Here is a 14,667-nt window from a genome sequence, read left to right as displayed (position 1 = left end):
CTTAATCCCCCTCCCAACGGCGATCAGTTTCATTATGAATATGAAACGCATCCAAGATCTTCATTGTTTGATGATTGACCAAATCCTGAATAGACTGAGGATGGTTATAAAAAGCGGGAATCGGTGGAATAATTTGGGCACCGAGTTTTGCCAACTTCGTTAGATTTTCTAAATGAATCACACTTAACGGTGTTTCACGTGGAACAATCACAAGTTTACGTTGTTCTTTAATCGTGACATCAGCAGCCCGCGATATTAAATTATCGCCGAAGCCATACGCAATCCCCGCTACTGTCTTCATACTAGCTGGGACAATGACCATGCCGTCATTCAAAAACGAACCGCTGGCAATCGTTGCTCCTTGATCATTAGCCCGATAGGTAGCATCCGCTAGCGCCGTCAACTGCGCGAGCGAGTAATCAGTCTCTAACTCCAAGTTTTTCTTAGCCCACGCACTCATTACCAGGTGAACTTCAACATCTGGAAGTTGATGTAACTTTTCTAATAAGTCGACCGCGTAAATCGTACCGGACGCTCCCGTAATTCCCACAACAATTCGTTTCATTCTGACACCCTCGTTTCAATCGTTTAATTAGTCTTTCTCGTCAATCCTCACCTTTATCATAACCTGTGCTAGATTCGCAAACAAATCCTGTTTCGACTGGCTAATATTCCATTTTCGAATATTGAAGCTTACCGGATCAAATTCGACAAACAGTTAGTGTATAGTTACCAGTATTATATTGTAATGCACATGTTAATTATCTTGATATAAATTATTTTTTGGTTACATTTGCAGCTTCCACGGAGAACATTCTATTGAAGTATTTCAAATTATTCATATTAAGATTCTGACTAGCTCTGACGCTAGTTACAGTCACACAACCAGCACAAGCTTCTTCATCCATATCAGCAATCACTGAGCAACTCGGGACATACGTCCATCAGTTTAGGCAGTATGTAAAAATCAGTCAGCATGCTGCCCCGCTTAACCAATCAAAAACAACGACTTTCAAGATAGTTTCTCGAAAATCGTTGTTAGTTGACCTTGTTAGTTCTTGTTCACCATTGAGAAAAATATCTAATACACAATGTCGACTGTATGCTTACCATCATGAGGCGCAAACTTCTGTTTGAACACTTGATATTTCTCACCACATGTCTGCCAATACTGGTCATCTTAGCCGATTTCATTAAACAAGGCTACCGCGCTTTCGACCACTGGCCTGGGGACCTCTTTTGTAGAATCGAAGTAGCCCCCTCGCAAAGTTAAGTACTTTTCCAAGTCATAGCAGAAAAAGTAGATTGGTTTGTTGGTATCTAAGTAATCAAGCATAATGAGCGATTAATCAGCAATCAGCCTATCACTTGCAATCATAAGCTCCTGGACACTTGGATAACTGGAAGCATTAATAATATTATGTGACACAGCTTCTGAAATTTGTAATTTAGAGTCCACCACCACGTGTTCACGCATCAACAAGACATAATCGTCATCTAACTGGTGTTCGAATTCACCAAAGTCTAGTTGATTATCTAGTACAAACCGCCTATGCGACTTTTCGTAGTCTCGGAAAGTTGGTGCGTACAAAATCACCTTTTTATCCGACGCAATATCTAACTGTTTACGAATTTTTTATCGCGTCATTTCCACGTCATTGGCAAAAAAACAAATCATTCCGGGGATAGCCCTTTTCAATAACTGGTCCCGCATATTGAAAATCCGAGCGTAAGGCCTTAGTCGCATACGACGATGGCGACACCAAAGCTATCCACTTTTTTTAGCGTGTGTCACCCACTTCAGATAGCCTGATTTACGCCCTTGATATAACTTCCTGATCATGCTACATTTTCTTATTGGCTGCCCATGCCAAGTCTGCAAATAGGCGGTTCCCCTGCGCTTCGTCAAATAAGTTGGAAAATTTTGATTATTGATCCAATACCGACTTGTCACAAGATAGCGATAATAATCAAATGACAATCGCCGAAAAATCTTTGTATTGGGATTGGCTTGCAAGGGCTGATCATTTCTTGACACCCAAATATATTCTAAGTCCGGATACGTACTTACCATTGCCCCATAAATAACCCGTGGCGAATCTTCATAGCGTTGCCCAACACTACTTTCAAACATAATTCGATTGGGCTCAACGGGACTAAAATGTGACCAGAACCAATACAAGAACTTCATGGTTGGAAAATATAACTTACGTGTGTACCGGAAACGTCGTTGAAGCTTCAGATAGAACACGTCACTACGTATTTTTTCTTTGACAGACTTATCTTGTAGCTGGGTAACAGCATTAAAGAAGCGATTGCAAGATTGCGTACCCGGATACGCAATCTTGCAATCAGCCTTTTTAATATCTTGTGGTCACATCGCAAAGTCTTGCGTACCGTATTGAAATAACTGGTCAAAAACTTGATCCAGCGAATCCGCAATTGACCCTGGTAATTCTTTATCCAAGTCGATATGGGACGTGTACTTACCAATAAATTGAGTCTGATCAACCTGATAATAGAGTACCGGACGATGCAAAAAGCTAAAGTCAAAAGCAACGCTGGAGTAGTCTGTCAGCATCATGGTGCTCTCTTTGATCAATATCTGAACATCAGCCTTGCCTTGATGAATGATTGTCACCGGAGCATCTTTAAAATAATCGACACAGGACTCCATGTTGGGATGCAAACAGAAAACAATTTTCATCTGGTAGCATTCCGCAAATTTTCTAAGGCGGAAATCAAATAATAGTTCTCGATAGCGTTCAAGATACTCACTCTTCTTAAAAATTTCGTCATTAGTGATCCAATCGTACCACGTTGGAATAACCAATAACTGGCGTTTTAATGGCCAGTCATCTTTGAACAAGCTATCAAAGCGTGCTATGCTCGTCACCGCAACTTCATTGCCAGCATAGCCTAAATCAGATACCGCAATTTACTTCTCCTTTTGCGAACTCGTAATAAATAAATCTGTGTAAAACCCATTCACGATGGACTTACCATAGAATAGGGTAATATTCTTCGTACCAAACCCCCGTGCTATAAAAAGATTCGTTTGGCATGGATGTGCTTGTTCATAGGACTTACTTCGAATTGGATATAGAAAATCTGAGTGATGTGTTCCACAAATATACTTAGCTTGAATAACCTTCTCAAAATGTTCAGCTGATCCAAAGTCAATCACATTTCCTAGCAAGCCAACATTCTTACGCTCGATTGAAGCTTTGCGGATTACATAGTACACTTCAACTTCTGGATGTTATTCACGTAAATATTTGAAGAACCGGAACCCATTATCTTGGGCCTTAAAGAACGCTCACCAATAATCCAGATATCACGACCAGCTGCCTGCTTGGCAACCGCTCGCCAGCGATGTCGGTGCGCCCTAAAGTACGCATAAGCGTCTTCCTGATAAGCATTGAACGTGAACGATAAATTCAACCCTTTGATTGTAAAGTACAGGTACAATGATAGCCACTGCTTCTTGGCTGGATCTTTGAGTGCCAGTTCGCCTCGCATCGTATATTTGGTAATAAAGCGTGAATTACCGATTCGGAATTTTAATGGGACATCCGTACCCGCTAAATGACCGATGAAGAATAAATCCAGACCCAATTCGTTGGATTGGTCCAACTGTTTAAGATAGTCACTCAGCTCTGCCATGGTCAGCTCGATCTTGTATGCATAACGATAAACACGCGCATATTTGGTCTCGATTAGATGATAGTCAAAGTCCCGTTGAAACGTCTTTTTACCACTTCGTTCAACAATTACCAGATGACAGTCTGCTAGTGGAAAGAATAGTGTGTCAAAAAAGTCTTCAAATGCGACGCAATCCGTATGAAGCCTAATCTTCCGAACAACTTTATAGTTCACATAATGTTTCAAGCTGAGTTCACGGTCGAGCAGGAATGCCAGGGCATTCTTTTTTGTTACATACGGTTGCAAATAGTGACTGCGCTCAGTGTTCCAAAATCGCTCAATATGTGCCAACTGCCATTCACTCCGAACCGAGATTCTGAGTGAACGATCATATTCACGGACTTCCCCGATCATCTCATCGGTATAGGTATACGGCGCATCATCATGTTCAACCAGCGCGCTTAAGATTTGAGTTAAATCCAATGTAAACCGATAGTTAACCGCATCTTCTTCAATACTCAAAACTTTTTTATTCAGATAGTATGATTGAACATGATTAGTGAGAATCGATTGTAAGTTCTCAAATTTACTATTCTGAGACACTTCAATCACTAACTTACCAGAACTAATCATTGCCACTATCTTTTTCAAATAGTTCTCCTCCAAATTTCCATCACTACTTTACCACCGTGATATTAAAACGTTGTTTCAACAATTAGCCCCAAACCCTTTCATAACTTTCTAAAGTGATCCATTAAATTTATAATAAAGATTTTTAAAATCTATTATTATGATTAAAATTTACTATAAGTATTATTATATCGTGCAAACGTTATCTTTCTGAGCGTTATTCATGCTTCATGAGCTCGTATTGGTTGGTCTACAAAGTAATGCTGACTCATCTTTAACTATGCAGATAATGACATGTATTAATAATATAAAGGCAATATATTCCTGAACGTTCAAGAATATATTGCCTTTATTATTATGCGGTTGTCTACCAGTGAACTGACTTAACAACCCACTGAGTATGCAATTACTAATAGCTGTCGGCTCTCGACTTTTTAGAAATATCCGCCATCATGAGCCAGATATCTTGTCCTTGTACCTGCGCATTTATCCAATAACCACCGGTATATAATTCATCGGCACTAAAATTGGTTGGAACTAAACTCGCAATTTTTTTGATAGTAATCAAACCATCGTTGTTAATCTCATCGAAGTTTCCAACAAACTGATCTCCTGGTAATCCAGGGATGTTTTTCCAGAGAAGACTAGCTGGTGAAATTGTAACTTGATCATTAACCGCGTATCCTTCAGCCGTTTCAACTTCGCGTCGCTGATAGGCTGGTTGTCCGTCAAGTACAATATCTAACAACCGTTTTGTAGCCTGGCCATCTTCCCATCCGGCAAACTTTTTCAAGAATTGACGATACTTCTCATTATCGATAAAACGCGCCGGTTCAGTTAAGGCTTCATTAATCAGTGGCATCAACTCATCATTATTCTCGACGATTGGACCCGGAACGGTTGAATCATAGTCTACATAAAAGCCTCGGATATCATCCGCATAGGCCGCCAAATCGTAGGCGTAAAAAATCATAGGCCGTTTCAGAATTGAATAATCGAAAAACACACTGGAATAATCCGTAATTAAAAGATCACTAATCAAATAAAGATCTGAGATATCTTCATAATCACTGACATTAATAACCCGGTTACCATAGCTTGATAGATCTAAGCTATTAGCAATCATGTAATGCGTTCGAATAAGAATAATCGTATTTTTAGGTGTCTTTTGAATGAACTTGTTTAAGTCCAAATGTAATTCAGCACGAAAATGATCAGCGCGTACAAAGTCATTATCTCGCCAGGTAGGTGCATATAAAACAACTCTAGCATTCTTATCAATATTAAGTTTATGCTTAATATTGATAATAGCTTCTGGCGTCGCAGTACTCAATCGATCATTACGTGGATACCCTGTCGGTAATAGTTGTGAATAGTTTTTTCGGAAGGCATGATGCATGATCTCATACGAGTATGGGTTAGGCGTCAGCAAGTAATCCCATCGAGAAGAATCTCGAACCACTTGCTTATGGTACTTCATCCTCGTTACACCAGGCATAGTCACCTGTTGAACATCCGTACCAATCGTCTTTAATGGTGTCCCATGCCAAGTTTGAACAACAACTGTATCCTTAGGTTTATACCATCGGAACGGACGCCGAGTATTTGTAAACCAGTACTTTGCTCGAGCCTGTTTCCAAATGCTCCTAAAGCTGAATCTTGTTAGATGAGGAATCTGATTATCGATAAAGTATTGTTCATATTCCTTATTAACATTCCAGTAAGCTTTGATTTGCGGATAATTAGTTCTCATATATTCATAAATTGCCTTAGGATTATCTGAATATTGGCGACCAAAGAAGCTTTCAAAGATTGCAATGTTTTTCTTGGCAACCTTTTGTCCCAACGCATTCAGTAATTGTGACTGAATATTGTTTAACTTAAAAAGCCGCACAAACTTGTTGCCAATCAAATGCATTTCAATGGAATCTTGTGCTTCCGGATTTAAGTTCAGCATTGCCTCACTTAACTTCTCTGTGGCATCACCAGAACGACCATATTGGCAAAAACGATTATAAAAATCGATCAGCTTACCATGATACAGCGATGGTAAATTATCAAGGTTCTTCAGTGCACTGATAACTTCTGTCGTTGTTTTAGCAACTGGCCCGGGCACAGTAGCATCATAATCCATGTAAATACCTCGATTTGCAGGATCAAGGTACCAATCTTTATCATAAGCAAAAAAGATCATTGGTTTACGCAAATAGCCAAAATCAAACATGACGCTCGAATAGTCAGTAATCAGAACATCGCTGACCAAATACAAGTCATTAATATTATTATAATCACTCACATCATAGACGAAGCCACTCTGATTCACAAAGTTTTGCGAGTGTGACACAAAATAGTGTAAACGTACCAGCAGGACACAATCGTCACTCAACATCCGTTGCATCTGATTGAGATCCAGTTCTAAATCAAATGGTTTATCTGTGGTCCGGTATGTTGGCGCATACAGTACTACTTTCTTATTATCCGGAATATTCAACCGACGCTTAATCTGTTGAATATAATTCGCATTGTTATTATGAATTAGTTCGTCAGTGCGTGGAAATCCAGTAGTTAATATTTTTTGCTCTGGATAGTCAAATGCATGTGCACCATGCGCTTTCATAAAATCTGACGGTACTGACATTAAGTCCCAACGACCAATTCGATGTGCAAAATTAGCCTGTACTCGATTACTGGCATGTTTGAAATGGGGTTCGTCAAATCCCATAACTTTCATGAAGGTTCCATGCAAAGTTTCAACTTCAATTTGCCCCTTGCGCTTTGCATATTGATCAGGTAAATTTGTGTTTTGCACTAAATATTTAGCTCGTGCCATATAATACCAATATTTGAAAGACATCCGTCGTACGCGGATTGCATGGCCGGTAATTGGTATTTGTTCATCCTTGAAGACCCATACAAACTTCATTGCCGGATACTTGTTGGACAAATAGTCATACATCGCACGTGGGCTATCATTAAACAGTTGTCCCCAAAGGCTTTCAAAAACAACTGTATCTTTTTTTAACGGTAGTAACCGCATTAAAGGATACAAAATTGAGAATGTCAGTCCACGGCGTATCTTTGTCCGATCTATCCATGGGCGTTTTTGAAGAACGCTTAATTTCAAATAGCCAAATTTATCAGTATAAGCAGACACAGATGCCATCTTAGTAAGCATAGTTCTATTAATCAAATACTCATCTGTCAGATTATAGCTGTATACTTTGAAACGTTGATTATGTCCATCTGATGTCTTTAAATTAAGATATAGATGATATCTTCCAGATAAGATTAACAACTGCTGACCAACATTCAAGGGAACTTTTCCGATTAAAGTATGTGTATTTTGATATTCTACTGTGCCGCCATCCAGATAACGATTAACCAAATTTGTTGATAACAACTCAACTTTACCACCAACGATATCTAAATTCATAACTGACTCATCATTGAATATTAGCTTAAGATAAATATTACCTGAACTCAATTGAACATCGGCCTGACTCAAGGTAATGGTAGAAACATCTGGTTTAATCCAGAGTCCCTTCCCTAATCGGGCATCAAGCGCAATACTTAACCTATTCCCAAATAAAGTTGTTGGCATCCCAACTTCAAACTTAAAATTGGGTATCACTTCCATACCTGACTCCGAATTAATAAAGTCTAGTTTAATCGAGTGATTTAAAAATCGTTGCAAAAATTCAGACCCCACTCGAAATTCAAACAAGCCATCACTTTCCCTGTTCTGACCTATAATCGTATCATTAATACTTAACGATAAATTAGACTCTGGAGTTGTTCCACCAATAATTAAAGTACTGCTATGATCTAAGCGAATTTCCGTTAAAATCGTTGGGGATGACTCACTACCAACTACTAATTCTGCAGTTGGCTGCACTTTAATAGTCATCTCCCAATTAGTGTTATAACCATAAACAACTGACAACTTGCCATCACTGATTTCAAAAGGTGCAATTTTACCAGCGCCTTTCATTGGTTGTCCTAAATAGGTCGTTAATAACTTAGCAGATTTCTTCTCGCGATAATCAATTCGTACTTTATAAGTTCCTTCACCTAATTCACGAATTGCATCTTCCACATTCAATGCTAGACTAAATTTACTTGATGGAATCTGCATTTTCCGAAGATGTACATTAAACACTGTAAATTGGCGCGAAAAAGTTGATAAACTGATGCATTTTCCTGTAATAATATTTTCCAAATAAACACTAACTACTTCTGGATTATACGGAAAATGTCGGGGTGCTTTTCTTCCTGCTTGTAAACTACCATTAAAAAGAATCGTACCATCTAAGCATTGAACCTTAGATATTCTAGATTTCAGCCTCTTGAGTGCGTGAAACTCTGGGAGATTAAGACTCTTTTGCTCTAACCTAGCAACTCGCCCATTAAATGCATTGGCTGAGATTCTTTTCAATAATTCAAACTTTCCGTTTAGCAGCGCGTAGTACTGATACTGTTTTTTTACCGAAAGCGTACGTATGATTGGCGTATTTAGTAGCTGCCAATCTCTAAAGAAACGGACTGTTTCTTCTTGAAACTGATATACAAATGACTCATCGGCATCTGCAATATCATTCATAAATAGCGGAATATCCACATCTAATAACTTGAACTCAGCTTGTTCTTTGACCTTACCATTCCATAAGTCGTTATCTAGTAACAAACTCCGAACCTGGTTTAGGCTAGTAATACGATCAAGATATTTTGGCAATTCATTTTTAACCTGAGTGAACGACGCGTTGCCGCTACTTTCGCGCCAACGCCAGTTATAAACAACATCGGTTAAAATATCAATTCCACTACTGTGTAAGAATGCATCTAGTGTAAATGAAACGTCTTCATATATTTGTCCAGTCGGAAATTTTATGCCATTGTGACGTAATAATGCAAGCGAGTAAATTTTATTCCAACTTGTAGTGTCGTATAACAACTCTGGATGCTCAGCAAATGATGCATGCCGATAATCATCAATGATTGCTTTGCCATGTAAATACGATGGCTTATTACGTCCACTATCAAAACGGCGAACAAAACCAGTCACGACTTGCGAACCAGACTTCACTAATGAGCCAATCATGAGCTCATATGCACGGCTTGGTAACGTATCATCGCCATCTACAAAAGCGAGCCAGTCACCGTTGGCCAGCTCAATTCCTAGATTTCTAGATGCACTCGGTCCAAGATTTTGTTCGTTGTGAACAGCCTTGAAGTTATCGTATTGTTGTGCATATTCATCAATGATTTTTGAAGTATCATCATCTGAATGATCATCAATCATAATTACTTCAAAATTTTTAAATGTTTGAGCTAATAATGAATCCAAGCAGTCACGTAAATATTCTGCCACATTGTAACAAGCAACAATTACACTTAACTGATTAGATTCTCGCTTCACTAATCCCTTTTCTTTCACAATCTTCACCTTTATCCAGTTTTCAAACGTGATATACGTTGTCATTATCCAGATTCAATGTCATGTTATATGATCATTTATAATTAACCTACGATCAAAACCTAATCAGGTACAAAACATTTATCGCACTTCAAAATCTGTTTAATCGAACTTTTTTCCACTAATATTAGTAATCAACTTCACAACTCGTTGACTAGCCGTTCCTTGCTCCCATTCCGTGAATTGTGTCCGAAATGCCATCATCTTAGCTATCTCATTTGGATAACCACCATTAGTCAAGAACTGATCTAGCTTTGCCAGAAAATCCTGCTCATTAGTGACAATCGGACCAGGAACCTTGTTGTAATCAAAGTAGAATCCACGAACATCACCCTGATAATGTGCTAAGTCATAAGGATAGAATAACATCGGCCGATTTAAGATTGCGTAATCAAACATGACCGAAGAATAATCCGTAATCAATAGATCACTAATTAAGTACAAATCATTAATATCTTCATCCACACATAATTTAACGTTATCTTCAAAGCCTTGAATATTAATCGACTCAGCCACCAAGTAATGCGGTCGAATAATAAGCACATCTTCCTTACTAAGACTTTTAACAACTGCGGCCAAACTAAAAGGCAAGTTCATTTTATACATACCCTTACGGATGAAAAAATCATCTCGCCAAGTTGGCGCATATAAAATCACTTTGCCTGTCTTATTTCCAACAATTCTTTTTTTAATTGCCGCAATCACATCGCGATTCTTACGTTGATGCACTAACCGATCATTACGAGGATAGCCATAATCCAAGAACTGATTTTTGAAATCAAATGCTTTTCGAAAGACCTCTTTCGAAAATTGATTTGGCGCAATTAAAAAATCCCAACGTTTACTCTCCGTTGTGAAATTCTGACGATACTGATTTGTATCAGTACCAGGCATTGAAACATTTGGGATATCAATACCCAGACGCTTTAACGGTGTACCATGCCAAGTCTGGATATAAGTCGTTCGTGAGTTTTTCTTTAACCAATATGGCATCCGAGCATTCAGAACCCAGAACTCTGCCACTGGTGCCACTAATAACCATTTGGCTGAGAATCGTGGAATGATTTTCAACTTGGGATACTTTTCTTGGGCTTCTGCAACCAACTGACGCTTAACACCCCAGACCAGCTTCCAATCTGGATGCGCAATCTGAAGTGCTTCGTAAACATATAACGGATTATCCATTGGAACTTTACCATTAAACGCCTCAAACAAAACAACGTGTTTTCTCACTGGGCACACAGTCGCAATTACATTGAACAGCCGACGATAAACCTGACTGATAATATCTTTTAATGCCATTTTATTGAATTCCCCATCACACGTTTATTTTTGATTGAAATTCAAGTCTTGCTTAATCTTAGTGGTTGAAATTTCAGGAGTTCGTGGTAAATAGATGACTTCAGCATCAGTTTGTTCACCAACAAAATCAAATTTGCCAGTCCAATCATCACCCATGACAAAGCGATCAATCTGGTACAATTTTACGTCACTAACTTTTTGATCCCATGAATTTTCAGGAATAACCAAATCAACATAACGAATAGCTTCCAATAGCGCCTTTCGTTTTTCATATGAGAAATAAGCCTTTTTCTGCTTACTATCCCAGTTAAACTCATCTGTTGATAAAGCAACAATTAAGTAATCACCAAGCGATTTGGCACGCTTGAGCAATTCAATATGCCCATAATGTAATAAATCAAAAGTTCCATACGTAATAACTCGCTTCATAGTAAAAAACTCCTCCTAAAATTACTTCACTAAATTAATAACTCTTACCCTGAATATAAACAAGGCTATTATATCATGAAAATCCTAACTCCACCTATCATTATACAATTCTTAATGATATGCAGTCTCCGAGCTTTATACAGAACAATAACTATAGTGAATATATTTATACAAAGTAACGCTATCATGGCATAACCATCCAGCCTATTTTACACTAGCCAGTTATTTATCAGCCAACACATATAAGTATATGAAAATTTTTCAATTTCCATATTCATCTCTAAACCTAAACATTCAATACGCCATTCCCCGCTTTTTGACCTATAATTAAGGTAGTGTATTAATAAGGAGGAATGTCTATGGCAAAACGACGTATCACACACGACCCGCACCAGTTTGTTAATACTGCCACTGATCGCCGACAATTGCAATTAGCCGTCCAATTAGCACTACCAACAAATGCTCACGTCTTAGCACGTAACTTTGCTCGTTCCAGTGCCAGTTCATACTGGTTATTAATGCTAAAACGGCCGCACACGGCCGCTCCACGGTTTTTAACCCTACGAATCGCAGATCATTTACTATGGCTCACGAATCATGATCAATTAACCATTAGTTGGGAGGCTGGTAATTTCGATACCGTTCAGCGTACTTTACACGAAGCATTGACGCCAGCCATATTACAGCGCTACAGTTACCAACTCACAACAACTGATGTTATGACACTCAGATTGATTTTGCATTTGGAACAACATCAACTTATCTGGTTAGTCCAATTAGCTCCTGAAATCGCTAAAGCTTATAAAAACCAACACTTTGACCTTCACGACGATTTTAGTCACGCCAAGTTATTGTTGGGTAACATGAACAATAGCAGTCTACAACTGGTGCCAGTTAAGCAACCAGCTTTTCAAGATCATCTCGGGCAATACTTTGGCCGTAATCTCTTGTTTTCGCAGTTTACTAGTCACCATTTATTACGACTATTACCGACTAACCAATGGATTCGGCCCTTATTAAAAGTATTACCACCAACGCCAAATTTAGAACAACAATTATCCGTCCTGTACGGCACTGATTTTGTTCGTATTTACGTTGAAGCCATTCAACAGCAGGCGCGGTTACAAGCCATTAGCTCATAAAAACAAGACCCCCGCTATATTCAGCAGGAGCCTTGTTTTAGTTACTGATCCGCTCTTAAATTTGTTTTAGAACCTAATCGTTTATCTGAAAAGCCAAATAAATAGACTAACGTTGTTGCAAGCACTAGCGTCCCGTAATGAGATATTAAATAACCATAGAAGTTAGTCCCAATACCAACTCCCGGTGTAATGAACGCCGGAAAACCAATCAACGAACCAGACAACGCGTAATTATTAACACGTAATAATCCGGTCAATAAGCCACCCAAACCACTGGCAATACTGGCGACAATAAATACCCGCTTATATTTCAAATTAACCCCGTATAGCGCGGGTTCCGTAACGCCACAAAAGGCCGAGATTGCTGCCGCCAACGAGATTTCCTTCAAATGCTTATTCTTAGATTTTAAGAATACGGCCAGAACTGCACCGCCTTGAGCAACCATCGTAATGGATAAAATGGCGTTCAAGTAGCTATGACCATTCGTCGCAATATCATTAATCACAATCGGAATAATTCCCCAATGTAATCCGAAAATTACCATCGTCTGATATAAGCTACCAATGACTAACCCTGATAAGGCCGGACTAAAATTATAGACGGCGACCAAACCGTTGGCCATGCCCTTACTGATAATCGTAATTAGGGGACCGACCACCACTAATACTACTATAGCCAGAATCAGGGCCTCAATAATCGGAATGAAGACACTCCGTAAATACAACGGAATGACTCGTTTTAACCCCCGCTCAACGTATGTGCCTAGCCACGCAGCCACAATCATTGGGAATACGGATGCTGAATACGACATCAAGTGGGTCGGAACACCCAAGAACGTAATTTGCGCCGTCGCTCCCTTGCTAGCCGCAGTTATCAGGCTCGGATAGATGAGAATGCCTCCAACGATTGCCAACACGATTGGATCAGAGCCCAATTTTTTTGCAGCAGTAAAACCGAGAACAACTGGTAGAAAATAAAACGTTGCATCAGCTACCGCATTCAACACCATGTATGTCCCACTCGCTACCGTCAAAACCTTGAACCCCGTTAACACAGCCAAGATGCCTTTCAGGATCCCCGAGCCAGCTAAAATTCCAATCACTGGAATCATCGATGCGGTCATCACGCCAATCACACCACTAATTCCACCACGTACTCGCCATAACCAACTTTTTTCATTTATCGTCGTAGTAGTCGGCAACACTGATTTTGCTGCTGTAAACTCGGGTCCTAGTTGTGCTATCACCGCATCAAAAACATCGTTCACTGCCGGACCAATCACAACTTGATACTGCCCACCAGCCTTAGCAACATCAATCACACCGTCCAAGTTCGCAATGATCGAATCATGCGCTAAGGCTTCATCTTTCAAATAAAATCGCAACCGCGTAATACAATGAATCACACTATTAATATTTTGCTGACCGCCTACATTGGCAATAATTGCCGTTGCCAACGCTTGATAACGTGACACAGTGTGATTAGTAGACGATCCCATTGTCGCCGTTGCTGTTGTGACTACTGCCAAGTGAGCGATTGCAGCGACGCCCCCGGCCGCGACCGGCTTCGTTAATGGTAATACCGTTAACGCTGTGAGTGCATTCTGCCCGTTTGTCACGATAACAAGAACGGTTGTCAGCTTATGTGCCTGCTTAACCGCCGCTAAATCCATATCAGCCAGTAATGTTCCGGCCACCACCTCATCGCCAACTTGCACGTGGAGCGTAAATGGTTCACCATTTAGGGCCACCGTATCGATACCTAGATGTATCAGTACTTCTAGACCAGCCGTTGTCACAATCCCAATCGCATGTTTCGTCGCCGCTACTAACGTTACCCGACCACTCACTGGTGCCACAATTTGACCAGTCGTGGGTTGAATCCCGAACCCAGGTCCCATCTTACCCGTTGCAAAGACGGAATCTTGAACTGATGCTAACGACAATATGTGGCCGGTAACTGGAGCTAGAACGGATACTTCATTGATTTTCCCCATAATCGTCATCCCCCAATATAAAACCTTTAACCTAATTCCCAATAATCCG

10 protein-coding genes and 1 pseudogene are annotated in these 14,667 nt (G+C 39.6%); 1 reads left to right on the top strand and 10 read right to left on the bottom strand.

The window, feature by feature from the left end; all coding sequences use genetic code 11:
- Nucleotide 1: 1 nt before the first annotated feature.
- From LP667_RS01140 to tagD, 9 genes and pseudogenes are all read right to left on the bottom strand, one after another.
- Nucleotides 2-565: a UbiX family flavin prenyltransferase gene (locus LP667_RS01140; RefSeq protein WP_021730549.1), complete on the bottom strand. Its 564-nt coding sequence runs from the start codon at nucleotides 563-565 to the stop codon at nucleotides 2-4.
- Between the two features lie 615 nt (nucleotides 566-1,180).
- Nucleotides 1,181-1,633 (bottom strand): annotated as a pseudogene (locus LP667_RS16930) (CDP-glycerol glycerophosphotransferase family protein).
- Nucleotides 1,634-1,768: 135 nt separating this feature from the next.
- The gene (locus LP667_RS01125) at nucleotides 1,769-2,191 is read right to left on the bottom strand and encodes a CDP-glycerol glycerophosphotransferase family protein (protein WP_021730547.1); all 423 of its coding nucleotides are present in this window, start codon (nucleotides 2,189-2,191) and stop codon (nucleotides 1,769-1,771) included.
- 183 nt (nucleotides 2,192-2,374) lie between these two features.
- Nucleotides 2,375-2,896: a CDP-glycerol glycerophosphotransferase family protein gene (locus tag LP667_RS01120; RefSeq protein ID WP_050584243.1), complete on the bottom strand. Its 522-nt coding sequence runs from the start codon at nucleotides 2,894-2,896 to the stop codon at nucleotides 2,375-2,377.
- A gap of 42 nt (nucleotides 2,897-2,938) precedes the next feature.
- Nucleotides 2,939-3,247, bottom strand: a complete 309-nt coding sequence (locus tag LP667_RS01115) for a hypothetical protein (protein ID WP_050584242.1) — start codon at nucleotides 3,245-3,247, stop codon at nucleotides 2,939-2,941.
- Nucleotides 3,235-4,296 carry a hypothetical protein gene (locus LP667_RS01110; RefSeq protein WP_021730545.1) on the bottom strand — a complete coding sequence of 354 codons (1,062 nt, stop codon included), beginning with the start codon at nucleotides 4,294-4,296 and terminating at the stop codon, nucleotides 3,235-3,237. Before LP667_RS01110 ends, LP667_RS01115 begins: the two co-directional genes overlap by 13 nt.
- A gap of 388 nt (nucleotides 4,297-4,684) precedes the next feature.
- On the bottom strand, nucleotides 4,685-9,754 hold the full coding sequence (locus LP667_RS01105) for a bifunctional glycosyltransferase/CDP-glycerol:glycerophosphate glycerophosphotransferase (protein ID WP_080235578.1): 5,070 nt from the start codon (nucleotides 9,752-9,754) through the stop codon (nucleotides 4,685-4,687).
- Between the two features lie 96 nt (nucleotides 9,755-9,850).
- On the bottom strand, nucleotides 9,851-11,050 hold the full coding sequence (locus tag LP667_RS01100; protein WP_021730543.1) for a CDP-glycerol glycerophosphotransferase family protein: 1,200 nt from the start codon (nucleotides 11,048-11,050) through the stop codon (nucleotides 9,851-9,853).
- 24 nt (nucleotides 11,051-11,074) lie between these two features.
- Nucleotides 11,075-11,479 (bottom strand): glycerol-3-phosphate cytidylyltransferase, encoded by a 405-nt coding sequence (gene tagD, locus LP667_RS01095; protein ID WP_021730542.1) that lies wholly within the window; start codon nucleotides 11,477-11,479, stop codon nucleotides 11,075-11,077.
- Nucleotides 11,480-11,838: 359 nt separating this feature from the next.
- On the opposite strand from tagD, the gene LP667_RS01090 reads away from it, so the two are divergent.
- Nucleotides 11,839-12,621 carry a hypothetical protein gene (locus tag LP667_RS01090; protein WP_056988334.1) on the top strand — a complete coding sequence of 261 codons (783 nt, stop codon included), beginning with the start codon at nucleotides 11,839-11,841 and terminating at the stop codon, nucleotides 12,619-12,621.
- Between the two features lie 41 nt (nucleotides 12,622-12,662).
- Here the strand turns inward: LP667_RS01090 and LP667_RS01085 are convergent, their stop codons facing one another.
- Entirely contained in the window at nucleotides 12,663-14,627 is a 1,965-nt protein-coding gene (locus LP667_RS01085; protein ID WP_162257774.1) for a PTS sugar transporter subunit IIABC, read from the bottom strand.
- Between the last annotated feature and the right edge of the window lie 40 nt (nucleotides 14,628-14,667).

The sequence above is a fragment of the Lactiplantibacillus paraplantarum genome, from assembly GCF_003641145.1.
GTDB lineage: Bacteria > Bacillota > Bacilli > Lactobacillales > Lactobacillaceae > Lactiplantibacillus > Lactiplantibacillus paraplantarum.
This window is presented reverse-complemented; position numbering and strand designations above follow the sequence as displayed.

Excerpts from the sequence above, each read along its gene's own strand:
- LP667_RS01105 (WP_080235578.1), bottom strand. The coding sequence starts at position 9,754 with ATGACAACGTATATCACGTTTGAAAACTGGATAAAGGTGAAGATTGTG.
- LP667_RS01125 (WP_021730547.1), bottom strand. The coding sequence starts at position 2,191 with ATGAAGTTCTTGTATTGGTTCTGGTCACATTTTAGTCCCGTTGAGCCC.
- LP667_RS01140 (WP_021730549.1), bottom strand. The coding sequence starts at position 565 with ATGAAACGAATTGTTGTGGGAATTACGGGAGCGTCCGGTACGATTTAC.
- LP667_RS01090 (WP_056988334.1), top strand. The coding sequence starts at position 11,839 with ATGGCAAAACGACGTATCACACACGACCCGCACCAGTTTGTTAATACT.
- LP667_RS01085 (WP_162257774.1), bottom strand. The coding sequence starts at position 14,627 with ATGACGATTATGGGGAAAATCAATGAAGTATCCGTTCTAGCTCCAGTT.
- LP667_RS01100 (WP_021730543.1), bottom strand. The coding sequence starts at position 11,050 with ATGGCATTAAAAGATATTATCAGTCAGGTTTATCGTCGGCTGTTCAAT.
- tagD (WP_021730542.1), bottom strand. The coding sequence starts at position 11,479 with ATGAAGCGAGTTATTACGTATGGAACTTTTGATTTATTACATTATGGG.